The sequence below is a fragment of the Sporofaciens musculi genome (genome assembly GCF_009830285.1).
GTDB classification, from domain to species: Bacteria; Bacillota; Clostridia; order Lachnospirales; family Lachnospiraceae; genus Sporofaciens; species Sporofaciens musculi.
In genome coordinates this window covers 4,477,704-4,496,048 of record NZ_WUQX01000001.1, presented here as the reverse complement: position 1 = coordinate 4,496,048, position 18,345 = coordinate 4,477,704, and the positions used below count along the sequence as shown (strand labels likewise).

The 18,345-nt window shown below is 46.2% G+C and carries 17 protein-coding genes; 15 read left to right on the top strand and 2 right to left on the bottom strand.

Annotated elements, in window-relative coordinates; translation table 11 throughout:
- Window positions 1–143: 143 nt before the first annotated feature.
- The 7 genes from GN277_RS22750 to GN277_RS22720 all read left to right on the top strand — a co-directional run bounded on the left by GN277_RS22750 (window position 144) and on the right by GN277_RS22720 (window position 7,290).
- Window positions 144–1,148 (top strand): 3-isopropylmalate dehydrogenase, encoded by a 1,005-nt coding sequence (locus GN277_RS22750; protein ID WP_159754141.1) that lies wholly within the window; start codon window positions 144–146, stop codon window positions 1,146–1,148.
- A gap of 129 nt (window positions 1,149–1,277) precedes the next feature.
- The gene (locus GN277_RS22745; RefSeq protein WP_159754138.1) at window positions 1,278–1,796 is read left to right on the top strand and encodes a peptidylprolyl isomerase; all 519 of its coding nucleotides are present in this window, start codon (window positions 1,278–1,280) and stop codon (window positions 1,794–1,796) included.
- On the top strand, window positions 1,796–2,719 hold the full coding sequence (locus tag GN277_RS22740; RefSeq protein ID WP_159754135.1) for a DMT family transporter: 924 nt from the start codon (window positions 1,796–1,798) through the stop codon (window positions 2,717–2,719). The genes GN277_RS22745 and GN277_RS22740 overlap by 1 nt, the downstream gene beginning before the upstream one ends.
- A gap of 14 nt (window positions 2,720–2,733) precedes the next feature.
- Window positions 2,734–2,913, top strand: coding sequence for a chorismate--pyruvate lyase (locus GN277_RS22735; protein ID WP_159754132.1), 180 nt, complete (start codon window positions 2,734–2,736; stop codon window positions 2,911–2,913).
- 24 nt (window positions 2,914–2,937) lie between these two features.
- Window positions 2,938–4,497, top strand: coding sequence for a PucR family transcriptional regulator (locus tag GN277_RS22730; protein ID WP_159754129.1), 1,560 nt, complete (start codon window positions 2,938–2,940; stop codon window positions 4,495–4,497).
- 146 nt (window positions 4,498–4,643) lie between these two features.
- The gene (locus GN277_RS22725; RefSeq protein WP_159754126.1) at window positions 4,644–5,744 is read left to right on the top strand and encodes a DUF917 domain-containing protein; all 1,101 of its coding nucleotides are present in this window, start codon (window positions 4,644–4,646) and stop codon (window positions 5,742–5,744) included.
- Entirely contained in the window at window positions 5,737–7,290 is a 1,554-nt protein-coding gene (locus GN277_RS22720; protein ID WP_159754123.1) for a hydantoinase/oxoprolinase family protein, read from the top strand. The genes GN277_RS22725 and GN277_RS22720 overlap by 8 nt, the downstream gene beginning before the upstream one ends.
- A 63-nt stretch (window positions 7,291–7,353) precedes the next feature.
- Here the strand turns inward: GN277_RS22720 and GN277_RS22715 are convergent, their stop codons facing one another.
- A complete protein-coding gene (locus GN277_RS22715; protein ID WP_159754120.1) occupies window positions 7,354–7,968 on the bottom strand; it encodes a recombinase family protein in 615 nt (204 codons plus the stop codon).
- 227 nt (window positions 7,969–8,195) lie between these two features.
- Here GN277_RS22715 and GN277_RS22710 point away from each other — a divergent pair, with 227 nt between their 5' ends.
- The 8 genes from GN277_RS22710 (at window position 8,196) to hflX (ending at window position 17,431) form a co-directional block, all read left to right on the top strand.
- Window positions 8,196–8,660 (top strand): NIF family HAD-type phosphatase, encoded by a 465-nt coding sequence (locus GN277_RS22710; protein WP_244324851.1) that lies wholly within the window; start codon window positions 8,196–8,198, stop codon window positions 8,658–8,660.
- 73 nt (window positions 8,661–8,733) lie between these two features.
- The gene (locus GN277_RS22705; RefSeq protein ID WP_159754117.1) at window positions 8,734–9,456 is read left to right on the top strand and encodes an IspD/TarI family cytidylyltransferase; all 723 of its coding nucleotides are present in this window, start codon (window positions 8,734–8,736) and stop codon (window positions 9,454–9,456) included.
- Entirely contained in the window at window positions 9,453–10,496 is a 1,044-nt protein-coding gene (locus GN277_RS22700) for a galactitol-1-phosphate 5-dehydrogenase (RefSeq protein ID WP_159754114.1), read from the top strand. Before GN277_RS22705 ends, GN277_RS22700 begins: the two co-directional genes overlap by 4 nt.
- Window positions 10,497–10,675: 179 nt before the next feature.
- On the top strand, window positions 10,676–12,988 hold the full coding sequence (locus GN277_RS22695) for a heavy metal translocating P-type ATPase (protein WP_159754112.1): 2,313 nt from the start codon (window positions 10,676–10,678) through the stop codon (window positions 12,986–12,988).
- 252 nt (window positions 12,989–13,240) lie between these two features.
- A complete protein-coding gene (locus GN277_RS22690; RefSeq protein ID WP_159754109.1) occupies window positions 13,241–13,600 on the top strand; it encodes an ArsR/SmtB family transcription factor in 360 nt (119 codons plus the stop codon).
- Window positions 13,601–13,641: 41 nt separating this feature from the next.
- Window positions 13,642–15,504, top strand: a complete 1,863-nt coding sequence (locus tag GN277_RS22685) for a heavy metal translocating P-type ATPase (RefSeq protein WP_159754106.1) — start codon at window positions 13,642–13,644, stop codon at window positions 15,502–15,504.
- Window positions 15,505–15,585: 81 nt separating this feature from the next.
- On the top strand, window positions 15,586–16,179 hold the full coding sequence (locus tag GN277_RS22680; protein WP_159754103.1) for a tetratricopeptide repeat protein: 594 nt from the start codon (window positions 15,586–15,588) through the stop codon (window positions 16,177–16,179).
- 1 nt (window position 16,180) lies between these two features.
- Complete coding sequence (hflX, locus tag GN277_RS22675) at window positions 16,181–17,431, top strand: GTPase HflX (protein ID WP_159754100.1); 1,251 nt, start codon at window positions 16,181–16,183, stop codon at window positions 17,429–17,431.
- Here the strand turns inward: hflX and GN277_RS22670 are convergent.
- Window positions 17,426–18,274 carry an AraC family transcriptional regulator gene (locus tag GN277_RS22670; RefSeq protein WP_159754097.1) on the bottom strand — a complete coding sequence of 283 codons (849 nt, stop codon included), beginning with the start codon at window positions 18,272–18,274 and terminating at the stop codon, window positions 17,426–17,428. The two genes, hflX and GN277_RS22670, sit on opposite strands and share 6 nt — an antisense overlap.
- Window positions 18,275–18,345 lie beyond the last annotated feature (71 nt).

The following is an 18,345-nucleotide window of genomic DNA, read 5'->3' as shown; positions in this document are numbered from 1 at the left end:
TTTCCGGTTTTGGATGGTAAACAGTAAGGACAATATGATACGGTCGGTGTAGTGGACTGTTTAATTGTACCTGGGTTTCGTGCTACAAAATAGTTTGTATATCTTGCATACAGACTGAGATTTGAATATAATGGAGGTAGTGAATGGCAGATGAGATTTTACAATGGCATGATGGTTTTCACGCAGCACTCCAGATTGAGCTTCAGGGAGAATCTGCACATCTGAGCTTCTGCTCAGAACATGAGTTATATAAGAAATCGCTTCGTGTTGACACGATTGTGATTAAGGACTCAGATGATACGCCAGTACAAAAGAATATTGGAAAGATTTTCCGTAAACACAATTTAATAGAGTACAAGAGTCCGGATGATCATTTGAGTATTGATGATTTCTACAAGGTTTATGGATATGCATGCCTCTATCAATCAAATACAGAGAGCATACATGAGATTTCTATGGAGGATATCACAATAACCTTTGTTTGCAGCCATTTTCCCAGAAAGATGTTGAAATTGCTGAAAAAAGAGAGAAATATCCAGGCAGTAAAAAAAGAGAGAGGGATCTATGTACTTATAAATGACCCGATTCCTATGCAGATTATAGTAAACACGCAGCTTCCGCCCAGAGAAAACAGGTGGTTGAGCAGTTTAAAAAGAAATCTTGCAATGGATGCGAATACCAAGAGGTTGTTGAGAGAGTACAAGATACATAGAGAATCTAATCTATACCAGGCAGCCATGGATTTGATTATGCGGGCTAATCAGAAGACGATGGAGGAGGCAGAGAATATGGTATGTGATGTGATAAAAGAGATTTTTGAGGATGAGTGGAAGGAGAAGGAGCGTCAGTTTCAAGAGAAGGAGTCTCAGTTTCAAGAGAAGAAACGTCAGTTTCAAGAGAAAGAATCTCAATTTCAAGAAAAGAAACGTCAGTTTCAGGAGAAGGAATCACAGTTTCAGGAGAAGGAATCACAGTTTCAGGAGAAGGAATCACAGTTTCAGGAGAAGGAAATGCGATTAAAAAAGCAGGAAAATCGTATGGAGACGTTAGTTCAGTACCTTCTTAAAAACGATCTTTTGGATGAGCTGAATAAAATCAGTCTGGATAGGACTTATCGGGAACAGTTGTACCAGAGGTATGGACTGTAAGGAAATAAGGGATGATTTTCTATTCTTTACTTTACGAATGATTCATTATCCGATACAATAGATAAGGTCGGACACAAAAGTTCAGGCTTTTGAGGACATGGATTAAAAAGGAAGAGAGGTAAATGGACTATGGAAAATCCAATTGTAACATTTGAAATGGAAAACGGGGATATTATGAAGGCGGAGTTGTATCCGGAGATTGCTCCGAATACGGTAAATAATTTTGTCTCACTGGTAAAACGGGGATATTATGACGGCTTGATTTTTCATCGTGTAATCAGCGGCTTTATGATTCAGGGAGGGTGTCCTGACGGAACCGGTATGGGGGGTCCTGGATATAACATTAAAGGAGAATTCAGCCAGAACGGTTTTGACAATGATTTAAAGCATACAGAAGGTGTACTGTCGATGGCAAGAGCAATGCATCCGGATTCGGCAGGCTCACAGTTTTTTATCATGCACAAGAATTCTCCACATTTGGACGGCTCCTATGCCGCATTTGGCAAGGTAATTGAGGGAATGGATGTTGTGAATAAGATTGCGGACGCTGAGACGGACTACAATGACAGACCGCTAAAGGAGGAGAAGATGAAAAAGGTTACGGTAGATACCAAAGGGGTAGAATATCCGGATCCGGAGAAGGAATAATGGAGCGTTTTTATCAGAATACGGCTGTAAGGACAGTTCTGGCATTGGTGTGCTGCGCCTTATGGGGCAGCGCATTTCCATGTGTAAAGATTGGCTATCAATTATTCCATATCGAAAATGCAGGGAGCCAGATTTTGTTTGCAGGGTATCGTTTTTTTTTGGCGGGTGTTTTCACGTTTCTGCTTGGATGTATACTGGAGAGACGTATTATTACGATGAAGAAGGCTTCTATCCCCTATGTATTCGGGCAGGGGATTTTGCAGACGACGCTTCAGTATGTGTGCTTCTATATCGGACTGGCCCACACTACAGGGGCGAAAGGCTCTGTAATCAACGCGTCCAATGCATTTTTCTCAATTATTGCAGCACATTTTCTGATGAAGTCAGAGAAGCTGACCTGGAAGAAAATTGCCGGCTGTCTGGTTGGATTTGCAGGGATTATAATCATCAACCTGGAGCCAGGTGCGTGGGGCAGCGATTTTTCATTTCTGGGAGAGGGCATGGTATTGGTGTGCGCATGTTCCTATGGGCTTAGCAGCGTGACGCTTAAGATGATTTCGGATATGGAGAAGCCCGTGACCATTACGGCATATCAACTGCTGTTTGGAGGGGCTGTGCTGATTCTGCTTGGAGTCGTGTCAGGAGGAAGTGTTTATGGTTTCAATATAAAATCTTCGCTGCTGCTGCTCTATATGTCCCTTTTGTCAACCGTAGCGTTCAGTATTTGGGCAGAGCTGCTGAAATATAACTCGGTGGGAAGGGTGGCGATTTTTGGCTTCAGTATTCCGGTGTTTGGCGTTGGGCTGTCGGCAATTTTTTTAGGAGAGCAGGTGTTGTCTGTAAAGAATCTGGCTGCGCTCATCTGTGTGAGCGTCGGGATTATCATTATTAATCGAAAGGGACATGGAATAAATGCTTCGTGAAGGAGGACAAGGATATGCTGACATGTACGTACATTGTAGAAAGAATCGACGGAGACTATGCTATGCTTAAGCGGGAGGATGAGACGGAGGAGAAGGTGGAACCGAAGATGGTGGCAAGAGCGCTTCTTCCACCGGAGATTAGAGAGGGAACCAGGCTGCTTTATGAGTATCTGCAGTATACGATTGTAGAGTAACGAGGGGAACCAGGTGGTGGACTGATGAGTGTGACAGTAGAAGATTTGTTAGAATTACCTTCTCTTCGGCGGGCAAAGGTTCTGGGCGGACAAGGAGGGCTTACCAAAATCGTTTCCTCCATTTCGGTGTTAGAATCCGTAGATCCAGATTTTTTGATTGATGAGCTTTTTCCTCAGGAAGAATATTTTGGCAGCGAGATTGTGATTACAGGTTTCATGAATATCTTGGAGGATATTGAGGGGCAGTGCGCGAACATACGCCGAATGGCAGAGGGCGGAGAGGCGGGCTTGATTCTTTTCTATGTAGGAGTCTACCTTCCGAAAGTGGACCGAAGGCTTATTGAGCTGGCAGATGAGTTGGATTTTGTGTTAATCTGTATGCCGGAGGGGGAAAAAGTACTTCGCTACAGTGAGGTCATTAGTGACGTCACGGACTGTATTTACAGGGACCGGATGGAGCAGGAATCCATTGTGATGGAGATTCTGGACAGAGTGGCAGTTTTGCCGGCCCATTTGCAGTCTGTGAATACGGTGCTGCAGATGTTGAGCGACCGGACGGCCACATCCCTGGTACTGTGCGATTCCTCAATGCGGATACTGAATCTGGCTGCATGGCCCAGAAGCATTGAAAATACAATAAAGCAAGGCATAGAAAACGGCTTATCAGACAAAGAAGCAAGTCGTTTTACTTTATATCCGGAACGGGGACAAGCCATGGAGCTTTTTCTCTTAAAGGAAGGGAGACCTCTTGGCAAGACGCTGACCGAGCAGATTATAGATGTGGTGCGGCTTGGAGTCAATATCTGGGGGCAGCAGCACAGTGAGGTGGCAGTTCACGAGCTTGTTCATGCAATACTTCAGGATGAACCGATGAAAATGAGGAGGCTGGCGGACATTTTTCATATTCATGTGGAGGACATTCAAGAAATGTGGATTGTCTGCGGCTCCAAGAAAAATTCGTCTGTCTATTTACAGAGAGAACTTCCATCGCTTAGGATATTTGCGGATAATTGCGCGGATACGGTGGTGGCGGACATCTATGAGGGGAAGCTTTTGCTGTTCCTTAGCAACCCTTACTCTTTAAAAGAGGCACAGCAGCAGATTATGGGACTGCTGGAGCAGGTTCGCAAAATTGATGAAACAATAACATTGACGCGGTGCAGCGGGCTGTCCGACACGAAAGATGTAAGGAGGGCTTATCTTGATCATCAGGCGTATCTGGGGGATACCTGCAAAGTCTTTCCTTGGCGGGATTATTTTTGCATAGGAGAGATACAGTTTGTCGGGAATTGTCGTCAGTTGGTAAGCCAGGGGGAGGATGAGGTAGAACGATGTATGGATTGTCTGAAGGGATTGTGGGGAGACGAGGAAGAAACAAGTCTTTCAGAAACTTTAAGCGTCTATCTCCTGGATGGGGATGCCAGCGCTGCAAAGACGGCAAGTTTGTTATATGTCCATAAGAATACGGTGAAATACAGGCTTCAGAGGATTACGGATATTTTGGGACACAGACCGAACAAGATGCCGGAGGGAATGGAAATCTATCAGGCTGTAGCGATTTGCAGGCTGTTGGCTATAAAATAGCTTCAATATAAAAATATATTAGAACCGGAATGTTTTTGTCCAAAAGGACAAAGATATTCCGGTTTTTTGTGCCAGTGTGATAATGAACTTTTTTTCGTGAGATGCTAAACTGAAACATATTTGAAAATAAGACAGGAGATGTGAAAGTGAGAAAAATAGGAGTTAAGGAAATCGAAGATATTGCTCTTGGAGCAGCGCTGCTTGGCGCTGGCGGAGGCGGAGACCCATATATTGGAAAGTTGGTTGCCCTTGGCGCGGTAAAGGAATGTGGAGAGGTAACACTTTTAAGCCCAGATGAAGTTCCAAACGATGAGTTGGTAATCCCCATTGCAATGATGGGAGCGCCGACAGTGCTGGCAGAAAAAGGAATCGGAGGGAAGGAATATCAGACGCTTTTTGAGATGGTGTCTCGGTTTTTTGGAAAGAAAATCTATGCTTTTATGCCCATTGAGGCAGGCGGAGTCAACTCTATGCTGCCCATTGCTGCATGTGCGCGCTTAGGGCTTCCCATGGTGGACGCCGATGGGATGGGAAGGGCATTTCCAGAGCTTCAAATGGTGACATTTACCATCGGAGGAATGAGTGCGTCTCCCATGGCATTGACGGATGAAAAAGGAAACAGCGTTATCTTCGAGACGGTGACGAACCACTGGACAGAAGAACTTGCAAGAGCGGTTACCATGAGCTGTGGCGGTGCGGTATCAGTTTCCTTATATCCCATGACAGGGGCGCAGATGAAACAGTATGCAGTGCGGGACATTGTCACAAGAAGCCAGAGGCTTGGAGAGGCAATCCGATTGGTTAGAAACAGCAGCGAAAAGTCGCCGGAGGCGCATTTCTTAGAATTAGCAGAAGGATATAAGCTTTTTAAAGGAAAGATTGCAGACGTGCTTCGTGAGACACGGGGAGGATTTAACTTTGGAAGAGTGGTGCTTAGCGGAATAGGAGAGTGTAAAGGAAAGAGCGCTTCCATAGAGTTTCAGAATGAGAATCTGACTGCGGCTGTGGAGGGGGAGATTGTGGCGACAACGCCGGATTTAATCTGTCTTGTGGATACGGAAACATTTGTACCAGTTACCACGGATGCATTAAAATACGGGAAACGTGTTCTGGTTGTGGGGTTGAAGTGTTTTGAGCTTTGGCGTTCGCAAGAAGGGCTTGCTCTCGTAGGGCCCCGATATTTTGGATGCGATACAGACTATATTCCGTTGGAGAAGCGTTGTAAAGGAGGGCTTGCGCATGTATAAATTAGGAATTGATGTGGGAGGGACAAACACGGACGCAGTCTTGATTGATGAAAAGCTCAATGTGGCTGCAGAGGTAAAATTTCCCACATCAGAGGATATTTACACAGGGATTCTGGGGGCGGTACGGGAAGTGATTCGTTTATCGGGCATTAAGAAGGAAGACATCCGGCAGGCTATGCTTGGGACTACCCAGTGTACCAATGCGATTGTGGAGAGAAAACATCTGGCTCCCATTGGAATTCTGAGGATTGGCGCGCCTGCAACCTTAAGCGTCCCGCCGATGGTAGACTGGGAGGAGGATTTAAGCCGGATAGCCACAGGAATTGCCATCATAGGAGGCGGCTCAGAGTATGACGGAAAAGAGCTGGCGGCATTTGATACCAAAGGAGCAGAAGCTTTTTTCAGGGAAATGAAGGAAAAAGGAGTTAAATCTATTGCAATTTCTCAAGTTTTCTCCACAGTGCGCAATGACCATGAGCTGGCTGCGGCAAAGCTGTGCCGTGAGATTATGGGGGAGGAGGTCCATATCTCTGTCTCCAATGAAATCGGCTCAATGGGGCTGATTGAGCGTGAAAATGCTACGATTCTCAATGCTGCGTTGTGGAAGGTGGCAGAGCAGTTTACAGAAGGGTTTGCAAATAGCCTTAAGGATGAGGGAATTACGAATGCGGATATTTATCTGTCCCAGAATGACGGTACGCTGATGACGATGGAGCACGCCCGTAAGTACCCAATCCTGACGGTTGCATGTGGACCCACCAATTCTATTCGCGGTGCAAGCTATCTGAGCAAACTGAAAAATGCCATTGTGGTGGATGTGGGAGGCACTACCACGGATTTTGGAGTGATACAGAACGGATTTCCACGAGAGTCCAGCGTAGCGGTGACCATTGGCGGCGTGCGTACGAACTTCCGTATGCCTGATGTGATTTCTATTGGTCTTGGCGGCGGTTCCATCGTCCGAGAGAAGGAGGATGGGACGGTGACGGTGGGGCCTGACAGTGTTGGATACGAAATTACAAAGAAAGCTATGGTATTTGGCGGAAATGTGATGACCGCAACGGATATTGCCGTACGGCTTGGAATGGCAAAGCTTGGAGACGCCTCCAGGGTTGGGCAGATTCCCAAAGAATTGGCGGATAAGGCCATGGAAGTGATTCGCGGTATGGCTGAGGATGGGATTGATGCCATGAAGGTATCTAATGAGGACTGTGATGTGATCCTGGCAGGCGGCGGTTCCATTGTGCTGCCAGAGAAGATACAGGGGACATCTTCGGTGATAAAGCCAGAGCACTTTGGATGTGCCAATGCCATCGGCTCAGCCATATCGAAGGTCAGCGGAACTTTTGAAAAGCTGATAAACTATAATGAACTCCCGCGAGAGGAGGCTATTTTGCAGGCGAAGCAGGAGGCAAAAGAACTTGCCGTGGCAGCAGGGGCCCTTCGGGAGACAGTGGAGATTATCGAGGTGGAGGATGTGCCCCTTGCTTATTACCAGGGGAATACCAATCGGGTGAAGGTAAAGGCAGCAGGGGATTTGCGGTAGTGTAGGAGTGCTTTTATTAATGGGGCGTAGTAATATTTATTTACTACGTCCCTAAATTACAGATTAATACTCCCAGGTCTGCTTAAGTACTTTGATTTGTTCTTTTGCCCTTCCGTAAAATGTAGTCAAAGGCATATCGCAGAGCCGTGCCGCTTCTTTGCCTAGAATCTGTCCGCTTCTCCACCTACAGCAGATTTGTATAAAATCCTCCGGTACGTCGCGGCGGGGTCTTCCAAATTGTACGCCCCGTAATTTTGCCGCTTCGATTCCTTCTTTTTGGCGTTCGCGGATATTCTTCCGTTCATTTTCCGCTACAAAAGAAAGCACCTGCAGCACGATATCGCTGAGAAAGGTCCCCATCAGATCCTTGCCCCGTCTGGTGTCCAGAAGCTCCATGTCAATCACAACAATATCTACCTTTTTTTCTTTCGTCAGAATACGCCATTGTTCGAGAATCTCCTCGTAATTTCGTCCCAGACGGTCGATGCTTTTTACATAAATTAAGTCGTCTTCTCTTAATTTTTTGAGCATTCTGTTGTACATGGGACGTTTAAAATCTTTGCCGGATTGTTTGTCAATATAAATATTTTTTTCCGGCACTTCCCTTTCGTTCAATGCAAGCATCTGTCTGTCTTCGTTCTGCTCTCTGGAACTAACACGTACATAACCGTATACCATTCATTCCAACCTCCTCTTTTGTATATACAAGCGATTGTATGGGTGGATCGCTTTGGTATCATTTTAATCTGGAATGAGGGAAGAACATAGATGTTGCTTATTGGCACGGTGGGGAAATTTTTCAAGGCTCTATAGATGGGGCTGTTACAGTCTGAAAAAAGTATTGACGGAATTGTTAAGTTAAGGGGTTGTGTAAGCTATGGACAAGTTGTATTATAAAGAGACAGATGAGAACTGAGACGAGAGCAATTCTGGATAATGATGCTGCGAAGTATGGAATCGAAGAATGGGAAAATATAGAGACAGGAGAAGAATTTATAATGGAAAGAGAATTGACTTTATCTACACTCCCAAAAACATGGGTGTTTGATTTGGATGGAACATTGCTGAAACATAATGGCTATAAAACGGATGGGGAGGACACATTACTTTCTGGGGCAAAAGAGTTTCTGGACGGATTGCCTGAAGAAGATAAAATTGTCATATTTACGTCCCGTATAAAGGAATATCGGGAACAGACCCTGCAGTTTTTGGAAAAACATTCTGTAAGGTTTGATGAAATACTATTTGAAATGCCAATGGGAGAACGGATTGTGGTAAATGATCGAAAGCCTTCAGGATTGGATATGGCTGTGGCTGTGAATGTGGAACGGGACGAATTTGAGCTTCCGACAATCCGAAGAGAAAAGTAAATGGTAGATTATTAGGAGATTTATTACCTTACAGCAGGGTATGCATTTGATATAGAAGAAAGGAAAAGAAGATATGACCATAGCATTAATCTTATCCGGCGGCACAGGTACAAGGCTTGGTTTTGACATCCCCAAGCAATACATTGAGGTAAACGGAAGACCAATTATTTCATACAGTATAGAAAGCCTATCTTCCCATAATGAGCTTGACGCAATCCAGATTGTTGCAGACCCTGTCTGGCAAGGACAGATTCAAGACTGGCTTGCCGAGGAGGGGGAGTGCGGGAAATTCAGAGGATTTTCAAGCCCTGGCGGAAATCGGCAGCTTTCAATCCTGAATGGACTCAAAGATATCCGAGAATATGCCAAAGACAGCGATTATGTTTTTATCCACGACGCTGCCCGTCCTCTGCTTACAGAGAAGCAGATTACGGACTGTATTGCCGGTGCTTTTGGACATGACGGCGTCCTGCCTGTACTGCCCATGAAGGATACCGTATATTCCAGCACAGACGGAAAGAAGATATCTGCATTATTAAACAGAAGTGAAATCTATGCCGGACAGGCGCCGGAGGTGTTTCAGCTTGGTTCTTATTATGAAGCCAACTGTCGGTTACTGCCAGATAAGATTTGGCAGATCAACGGCTCCACAGAGCCTGCAATCCTGGCAGGGCTGGATGTTGTGATGATTCCTGGTGACGAGGGGAACTTTAAGATTACAACAAAGGAAGATTTGGAGAGATTCCGTAAGATATTAGACGACAAAGTAAATTTTAAAATGGGGAGACAGAGATGAAAGCATGGATTTTACATAATATAGGGGATATCAGGTTCGACGTGGCAGAAGAACCGATACTGAAAGAGCGTGAAGTGTTAGTCAAAGTAAAAGCAGCTGGTATCTGCGGCTCAGACATTCCCAGAATTTACCAGAGTGGCGCATATTCTCACCCTTTGATTCCAGGCCATGAATTTTCCGGAGAGGTAGTAAAGACAGGTGCCTTGGCAGATGCTTCCTGGCAGGGAAAGAGGGTGGGGATTTTCCCGTTAATTCCCTGTCGGGAGTGCCCTCCTTGCCTTAAAAAGCAGTATGAGATGTGCAGGAATTACAGCTATCTTGGTTCACGCAGGGACGGCGGGTTTGCCGAGTATGGGGCAGTTCCGGAAGATAATCTGATACCGCTTCCGGACAGCATTTCCTTTGAGGAGGCTGCCATGCTGGAGCCTATGGCTGTTGCAGTTCATGCCATGAGGAGGATTGGAGTAGATGTAAATGATAATGTTGCAATCTGCGGTGTTGGCACGATTGGGCTGTTATTGTACCTGTTTCTAAGAGATGCAAATGTGAAGAATATATATGTGTTCGGAAATAAAGAGTTTCAGAAGCAGACGCTTTTGAAACTGGGGCTTCCCAAGGATTGTTACTGCGACATCCGAAGAGAGGACGTAGATTTATGGCTTTCCGAGAGGACAGGCGGCGTAGGCGTGGATGTATTTTTCGAGTGTGTGGGTAAGAATGAGACTTTGATACAGGCTGTGAATCAGACCTCATTTGCAGGAAAGATTATGTTGGTGGGTAATCCCTTTGGGGATATGAGTCTTAAGAAAGCGGTCTATTGGAAGATACTGCGAAACCAGATTACGGTGAAGGGTACCTGGAATTCGAGCTTTACAGGAGAGGAGTCAGACGATTGGCATTATGTGTTGGAACGGCTTAAGAAGAAACGGATTGCACCGTCTGAGCTGATTACGCATCGGTTGTCCATGGAAGATTTGGAGAAAGGGTTCCAAATTATGCGGGACAAGACGGAGGATTATATAAAGATTATAGCACGATGAGCAGGCGTAATCCTGATAAGAGTTTGTGGGAAAGAGACACAGACTTTTATCAGGATTTTTTGTAAATTTTAGGAAATATATTGACAAATTCGGGGATTGGGATTATATTAAATTATGAACATATGAATGATTGTTCATATGTTAAAATATGATTTTATTAAGCTAGGAGGACAATATTAATGGAGTACACAGAGAGGAAGAACATAGATCGCTGTAATTGTAACTGTGGTCATAGCCATAGTCATGAAAGTCATACCGATGGAGACGAATGTAACTGCGGCCATAGCCATACCCATGAACACCATACCCATGAACATCACAGTCACGTTCACCACGGCCATAATCACGAATCCACTTTACCTCACGCTGCCTCTGTTTTGCCCCCAGGCGTCCCAAAGCGTATCTATATTCTCGACAATCTGGGCTGCGCCAACTGCGCCGCAAAGATGGAACGGCAGATTAATGAACTCCCAGGAGTAAAGATGGCGACCATCACATTTGCCACAAAGCAGTTAGCAGTGGCGGCAGACGACCCTGACGCATTGCTCCCTGAATACCGGAGAATCTGCTCATCCATTGAGTCGGAGGTTACGGTGACGCCCCGTGAGGAGGATGTGGCCGCACATAAAAAGGAAAGTCCATTTGCAGAGAACAAAAAAGACATTTTGGCTATAGGGGCTGGTGCAGTCCTGTTCGTTGCAGGCGGGGTTCTGGAACGTACAATGCCAGATTCCGTTATTACCCCGCTTCTTTTTATCGCGGCGTATGTAATCCTGGGGCTTGAGATTGTTTGGACGGCAGTAAAGAACCTGGCGAAAGGTCATGTATTTGATGAAAATTTTCTGATGAGTGTGGCGACGCTTGCGGCATTTACGATTGGAGATTTCGCAGAGGCAGTAGGAGTCATGCTGTTCTACAGAGTGGGGGAGATTTTCGAGGATATTGCAGTCAGCCGCAGTCGTTCTCAGATTATGGAAGCCGTTGATCTGCGTCCGGAGAATGTAAACCTTATTAAAGATGACGATGTGAAGATTATTCCTGCCAGGGATGCCAAAGTAGGTGATATCATCCTGATTCGCCCTGGCGACCGTATCCCTTTGGACGGCAGGATTGTGGAGGGACAAAGCCAGATTGACACATCTCCTGTCACGGGAGAGCCTGTGCCTGTGAAAGTATTTCCTGGTAAAGACGTATATTCCGGCTGTGTCAATGATATGGGCGTACTAAAGCTTAAGGTATCAAAGCCTCTTTCAGAGTCGATGGTGACCCGTATCCTCGATTCTGTGGAAAATGCGGCTGCAAGTAAGCCCAAGATCGACCGTTTTATCACAAAATTTGCCAGAATTTATACACCTGTAGTGGTGGCGGCGGCAGTCCTTACGGCAGTGGTTCCGTCAGTCTTTACCGGTGACTGGAATTACTGGATTTATACGGCTATTACCTTCCTGGTTATCAGTTGCCCCTGTGCGTTGGTGTTAAGCGTTCCCCTTGCGTTTTTCTCAGGAATTGGGGCAGGTTCAAAGCAGGGAATACTGTTTAAGGGCGGTGTTGCCATCGAAGCGCTTAAGGATGTAAAAGCCGTTGTTATGGATAAGACGGGAACCATTACAAAGGGGAATTTCGTAGTGCAGAAGGTAGTGGCGCTGAACCGTCTGACAGAGAAACAAATCCTGACGGTGGCGGCAGACTGTGAGTTGGATTCCACCCATCCTATCGGAATCAGTATAGTCACGGAGGCGCGTGAGCGAAACTTAGAGCTCGTAAGACCGCAGCAGGCAGAAGAAATTTCCGGCAAGGGAATTCGGGCGGTATTTCCAGAGGGGACAGTATTGTGCGGAAGCAAAGGACTTTTGGAAACGTATCAGGTGGACACGGAGAAATATTGTGGGGATGCCTATGGGACCCAGGTGTTGGTGGCGATTGACGGAGAACTGGCGGGATATCTGGTGATTGCGGATATCATCAAGGATGAGGCGCGAAGCGCAGTACAGCGGATGAAATCCCAGAGCCTTATTACAGCAATGCTGACAGGCGACGCCAAGGACAGTGCAGAGGCTGTGGCGCAGCAGACTGGAATTGACGAGGTGCATGCACAACTTTTACCGGAAAATAAGCTTGAGCATCTTAGGGATATTCGTAAAAAACATGGTGCCGTAATGTTTGTAGGCGACGGGATTAATGATGCGCCTGTTCTTGCAGGCGCAGACGTGGGGGCTGCCATGGGAAATGGCGCAGACGCGGCAATCGAGGCGGCGGATGTGGTCTTTATGACCTCCTCGGTGGACGCAATCCCAGAGGCGGTAGGGATTGCCAGAAGGACGGGAAGAATTGCCATGGAGAACGTAGTATTTGCCTTGGTGATTAAGTTCTTGATTATGATTCTGGGATTTCTGGGGTATGCCAATATGTGGATGGCTGTATTTGCCGATACGGGTGTGGCTATGCTCTGCGTCCTGAATTCGATTCGCGTATTATATGCTGGTAAGCAATAATAAATCATTACGAAAATATTAATTTTACTTTCAATTTATGCCAAACGGTTGAAATAAAGGTCTCCGTTTGGCATAATTAATATTGATTTAGATTTATATACCTTGCTGGACGTAGTCCACCCACCCGAAGGGTATGCATTACGGTGTGCCCTTTGGGTATACATTGTTGGACAAAGTCCACCCACCACCACCATGTCAGGGGGATGACTAGTTGTCTGCCATTGGGTATATCTAAGGAAAGGAAGGCATAATATGAAGAAGACAGAGGCCGAGTGCTGTGAGGTAACTTGTGTCCATGATGATATCGTCCGTAGAATTAGGACGAAGATGCCTGAAGAAGAACTGCTGAAGGAGTTGGCAGATTTTTATAAAGTATTTGGGGATTCTACCAGAATCAAGATTCTGTGCGTACTGCTAAAGGCGGAGGTGTGTGTCTGTGACCTTGCCGAGATTTTGAGCATGACTCAGTCGGCAATCTCCCATCAGCTGCGGGTGTTAAAGCAGATGAAGCTGGTAAAGAACCGCAGAGAGGGAAAGACCGTATATTATTCTTTGGCTGACGATCATATTCAGACGATTATCAGTCAGGGTATGGAGCATATTACAGAGTAGTTTTCCGATGTGCCGTACATCGGGCAAAAGGGTAGAGTAACATGTCTAAGCAGTTTAGGGTAAAGTGTATCATCTATATTGCAGGGATTGCCGTATATGGGGGCGCCATCGCAGTTTCTATGCGCTATACGCTGGATAACAGTGTGAAATTTATCTGGTTTCTGGCAGCGTATCTGATTATCGGGTTTGAGACATTTGGAAGGCTGGTGGAGAACCTGATGCAAAAGAAGCTTATGACCGAATATACATTGATTGTGCTTGCGACGGTTGGCGCCATTGGTACCAGACGGTATACGGAGGGTGTATTTGTCATGGCGTTGTTTGGATTGGGGATGCTGTTTGACTCCTATACTGCGGCTAACACGAAGCGTACCATCCAGGAGTTGATTAATATCCGTCCAGAGTATGCCACGAGACTTGTGCGCGGCAGGGAGTTCAAGGTAGACCCTTCGACCCTAAAGCCGGGACATGCAATCATTATTAAGCCTGGAGAGCGCGTTCCGGCAGATGCCATGGTTACATATGGGATATCCGATGTAGATACCAAGGCACTGACAGGGGAGTCGCTTCCACAGTCTGTGGGAACTGGGGATCGGATTTACAGCGGATATATTAACTTAAGCGCAGCGATTGAGGCGATGGTGATGGGGTCTTATGAGGATTCAGCTGTTACCAGGATTATGAAGATGGTGGAGGACGCACAGGACCAAAAGGCAGAGAGTGAGAATTTTGTTGGAGCTTTTTCAAGGTTCTATACACCTGTTATGCTCTTATGTGCTCTTGCGATTATGGCTTACCCGTCCTTGACGTTTTCCTACGGGAACTGGGATGCATGGATTTACCGAGGATTGATTTTCTTGGTTGTGGCGTGTCCCTGTGGTCTGATTTTGTCCATTTCTCTGGCATTTCTCGGAGGGATTGCGTCGGCGGCAAGGCAGGGAATTGTAGTGAAGGGCAGGAACCATTTGGAGGATCTGGCCAAGGCAGATACATTTATTTTTGACAAGACGGGGACGCTGACAGAAGGGGTATTCCGTGTCAAGGATGTGCGGGCGTTCCATATGACCCGCGAGGAGCTTTTGGGAATTGCGGCGCATGTGGAGAGTTATTCCAACCATCCCATCGCCCAGTCATTGCTTTTGGAGTACCGCAGGCAGGTGGATAAGAGAAGAGTGTGCAGGATGCGTGAGATGCCTGGCTATGGGGTCACCGCCATCTTTGACGGAGAACGTGTCTTTGTGGGCAATAAAAAATTAATGGACTGGCAGGGTATTTTATGTACAGAGGTGGAGCAGTCGGGAACCGTGCTCTATGTGGCCATCGGGGAGCATTATGCAGGTTATATCGTAATTGAGGATTCGATCAAAGAGGATACAAAGGATACCTTTGGTTATCTGAGAGAAAAATGCAACGCAGTTCTTGTCATGCTTACCGGAGATACACAGAGCGGAAGTATTCCGGTTGCCAGAGAGCTGGAGATGGATTATGCCTATGTGAATCTTATGCCAGAGGATAAGCTTGAGCTGGTGGAGGATTTCCTGAGTATCCAGGACTGCTCGGAGCGTTTAGTGTGTGTGGGAGACGGAATCAACGACGCCCCGATTCTGGCAAGGGCGGATGTTGGAATTGCGATGGGAGCCATGGGGTCTGAGGCGGCGATTGAGGCGGCGGATGTGATTTTGCTGGAGGATGACCTTAGAAGGATTGTAGATGCCATTAAGATTGCAAAAGAGACCCTTAAGGTAGTTGAGCGTAATGTGACGTTTGCCCTGTTTATCAAGGCGCTGGTGCTGGTGCTCTCGGTCATGGGGTATTTTAGTATGAGTCAGGCAATCACAGCGGAGGTGGGAGTCATGTTTATGGCGCTGTTAAACTCTGCTTGGATTTCAAAATATACGGTGTAAGAGATACATGCCCGAACGGGCAGGTGGACTTTGTTCATCAAGGTAAGAAAATATAGAGGAGAAACAGACGGGGGAAAGTTAATGAAAAAGGGAAACCGAAGAAGACGTAAGAATAAGAGGAGAGCAATCAAAAGACTAACAAGGATATTAGTTGTGATTTTTCTCCTATTGTGCCTGTGCCTTTGTCTGTGTCTGTTGCTTAGAAAAGGAAATCCTTCCGAGGAAGGAATAGAATACCTGAAAAATGGGCAGTATGAAGAAGCGATTAAGCAATTTGAACAGGCTGTGGAGGACGAGGTCAATGTAGGGGACGCTTACAGGGGAATCGGGATTGCACGTTGGGAGACAGAGAACTATGAAGGTGCGCGGGACGCGTTTCAGAAGGCGTTGGATGCGGATACAGAGTCTTCATTTACGGGTATAATCTACAACTTCCTGGGAAGCTGTGAATTGAAGCTTGGGAATCCGGAGTCGGCACAGAATTATTTTCAGCTTGGAATAGGACTTAAGGGCAACAGCGCTAAGCTTGACCAGGAGATGAAGTATAATCAGATTGTGGCCTTTGAACAGTTAGGAGACTGGGAGAGTGCGAAAGCCAGGCTTGCGGAATATGTTGCCGAGTATCCGGAGGATGCTAATGCATTGAAGGAGCAGCAGTTTTTGGAGACGAGATAATATGATTGAGTTAGCAAAGGAAACAGAGAGGGTCATTCTGGTTGGGGTATGCATCTCAGACCAGGACGACACGATGAATTCTCTTGAGGAATTAAAGGAGTTGGCAGAAACTGCTAAAGCCGAGACTGTGGGGCGGCTGGTACAGAACCGTGAGCAGATACACCCCGCAACTTATATCGGGAAAGGTAAGATAGAAGAACTTAAGGATTTATTGTGGGAGTTGGACGCAACCGGCATCATTTGTGATGACGAGCTGTCGCCTGTGCAGATGAAGAACCTGCAGGATGAACTGGATACGAAGGTGATGGACCGTACTTTGGTAATTCTGGATATATTTGCTGCCAGGGCATCTACCAGTGAGGGTAAGCTGCAGGTGGAGCTTGCCCAGTTGAAATACCGTCAGACCCGTCTTACAGGATTTGGTACGGCAATGTCCAGGCTTGGAGGCGGAATTGGAACCAGAGGCCCTGGGGAGAAGAAATTAGAGATGGATAGACGGTTGATTAAGAGTAGGATTGCCCAGTTGAACCGTGAGCTTAAGGATGTTCGTCGTCACCGTCAGGTCACACGTGAGCAGAGGTGCAGAAATCACATACCTGTGGCGGCGATTGTTGGCTATACGAATGCGGGAAAGTCCACATTGTTAAAAGCTTTGACCGGTGCAGATATCTTGGCGGAGGATAAGCTTTTTGCCACACTGGACCCTACGACCAGAGGGAGGAGGCTTCCCAGCGGTCAGGAGATTCTTCTGACGGATACAGTAGGATTTATCCGAAAGCTGCCCCATCATCTGATTGAGGCATTCAAAAGTACGTTGGAGGAGGCTCGATATGCAGACTTGCTTCTCCATGTGGCAGATGTGTCGAATCCTCACATGGATGAGCAGATGTATACTGTATATGAGACTCTTAAGAGTCTGGGAGTCACAGATAAGCCTGTGATTACCATATTTAACAAGCAGGATAAGGTGGAAGGGGACCAAGAGAGTATTCGGGATTTTCGTGCGGACTACACGGTCAGGATGTCTGCTAAGACGGGGGAAGGAATTCCAGAGCTTTTAAAGACAATCGAGGCTGTACAAAGAGAGAGGAAGATTTTGATTGAGTTTTTGTATCCCTATCAAGACGCTGGAAAACTCCAGTTAATCCGCAGGTATGGCGAGATGTTGGAGGAAGATTATCAGGAGGACGGGATTTTTGTGCGGGCCTATATTCCGGCTGAGATATACGAGAACCTTAAGATTTCGTCATAATGAGTGATTCGCCTGGGTATCCCGCAGGGATTCTCCAAAGAATTTTTTGTAGGCACGGGAGAAGGTAGAGTAATCTTTAAAACCGCAGTCAAAACAAGCCTGTGTGCCTGGCACACCGGATAAGAGCAGTTCTTTTGCAAGCAGGAGACGTTTCTGGGACGTATACTGGCCCAGGGTGTAACCGGTTTCCTGCTTGAACAGTCTCATCATATAGTATTTGCTGATATAGAAATGGTCGGCAAGAATCTCAATGCCCAGCTCCCCATCCAGATTTTCATTGATATACTGGAGGATATCCAGAATTTTAGAGTTGCAGTTATCCGTATCAATGAATTCCAGACGGTTCTTCATGGCGGCTCGGTTCAGATGAATCATGAATTCCAGGAACAATACCTGTCGGAACAACTCCGCCGCGTATCCGTCGTCCAGAAAAGATTTTTCAAGCCGCAGAATCGAGCCAAACAGAGAACTTTTTTCTAACGAGGGAATCCGAAGTACATTGGAATGTTCTGTGTAGGCCTTCTGGAAGCAGTAGCTAAGGTCATAGGAATCGGTCTTGTAGGCGTTCATAAAATTAACGGAGATATAGACAATAATTCTGTCATAGGGGACAGAGTTGTCTGCTACCAGCCTGTGAATATCATTGTGTCTTACAAGCACAAGATCATAAGGCTTCAATTCGTAAGATTTTCCCTCTATTATATAGTTGACCTTCCCCTTGAGGAAGATGGTAATCTTGTCAAAGTCATGGTAGTGGTATTCTACCTCTTTAGTTTCCTGGTCTGTCAGGTGAAACAGACGGAATTCACTGTTCAGATACCCCTTTTTTTCATATTGCTCCATTGATGCGCTCCATTCTATATATTATGTTATCTCACTGACGGAATTTGAATATACCTATACTTTTATCATAT

Coding starts and splice junctions, on each gene's coding strand:
- GN277_RS22750 (WP_159754141.1), top strand. CDS start 144: ATGGCAGATGAGATTTTACAATGGCATGATGGTTTTCACGCAGCACTC.
- GN277_RS22745 (WP_159754138.1), top strand. CDS start 1,278: ATGGAAAATCCAATTGTAACATTTGAAATGGAAAACGGGGATATTATG.
- GN277_RS22740 (WP_159754135.1), top strand. CDS start 1,796: ATGGAGCGTTTTTATCAGAATACGGCTGTAAGGACAGTTCTGGCATTG.
- GN277_RS22735 (WP_159754132.1), top strand. CDS start 2,734: ATGCTGACATGTACGTACATTGTAGAAAGAATCGACGGAGACTATGCT.
- GN277_RS22730 (WP_159754129.1), top strand. CDS start 2,938: ATGAGTGTGACAGTAGAAGATTTGTTAGAATTACCTTCTCTTCGGCGG.
- GN277_RS22720 (WP_159754123.1), top strand. CDS start 5,737: ATGTATAAATTAGGAATTGATGTGGGAGGGACAAACACGGACGCAGTC.
- GN277_RS22715 (WP_159754120.1), bottom strand. CDS start 7,968: ATGGTATACGGTTATGTACGTGTTAGTTCCAGAGAGCAGAACGAAGAC.
- GN277_RS22710 (WP_244324851.1), top strand. CDS start 8,196: ATGAGAACTGAGACGAGAGCAATTCTGGATAATGATGCTGCGAAGTAT.
- GN277_RS22705 (WP_159754117.1), top strand. CDS start 8,734: ATGACCATAGCATTAATCTTATCCGGCGGCACAGGTACAAGGCTTGGT.
- GN277_RS22700 (WP_159754114.1), top strand. CDS start 9,453: ATGAAAGCATGGATTTTACATAATATAGGGGATATCAGGTTCGACGTG.
- GN277_RS22695 (WP_159754112.1), top strand. CDS start 10,676: ATGGAGTACACAGAGAGGAAGAACATAGATCGCTGTAATTGTAACTGT.
- GN277_RS22690 (WP_159754109.1), top strand. CDS start 13,241: ATGAAGAAGACAGAGGCCGAGTGCTGTGAGGTAACTTGTGTCCATGAT.
- GN277_RS22685 (WP_159754106.1), top strand. CDS start 13,642: ATGTCTAAGCAGTTTAGGGTAAAGTGTATCATCTATATTGCAGGGATT.
- GN277_RS22680 (WP_159754103.1), top strand. CDS start 15,586: ATGAAAAAGGGAAACCGAAGAAGACGTAAGAATAAGAGGAGAGCAATC.
- hflX (WP_159754100.1), top strand. CDS start 16,181: ATGATTGAGTTAGCAAAGGAAACAGAGAGGGTCATTCTGGTTGGGGTA.
- GN277_RS22670 (WP_159754097.1), bottom strand. CDS start 18,274: ATGGAGCAATATGAAAAAAAGGGGTATCTGAACAGTGAATTCCGTCTG.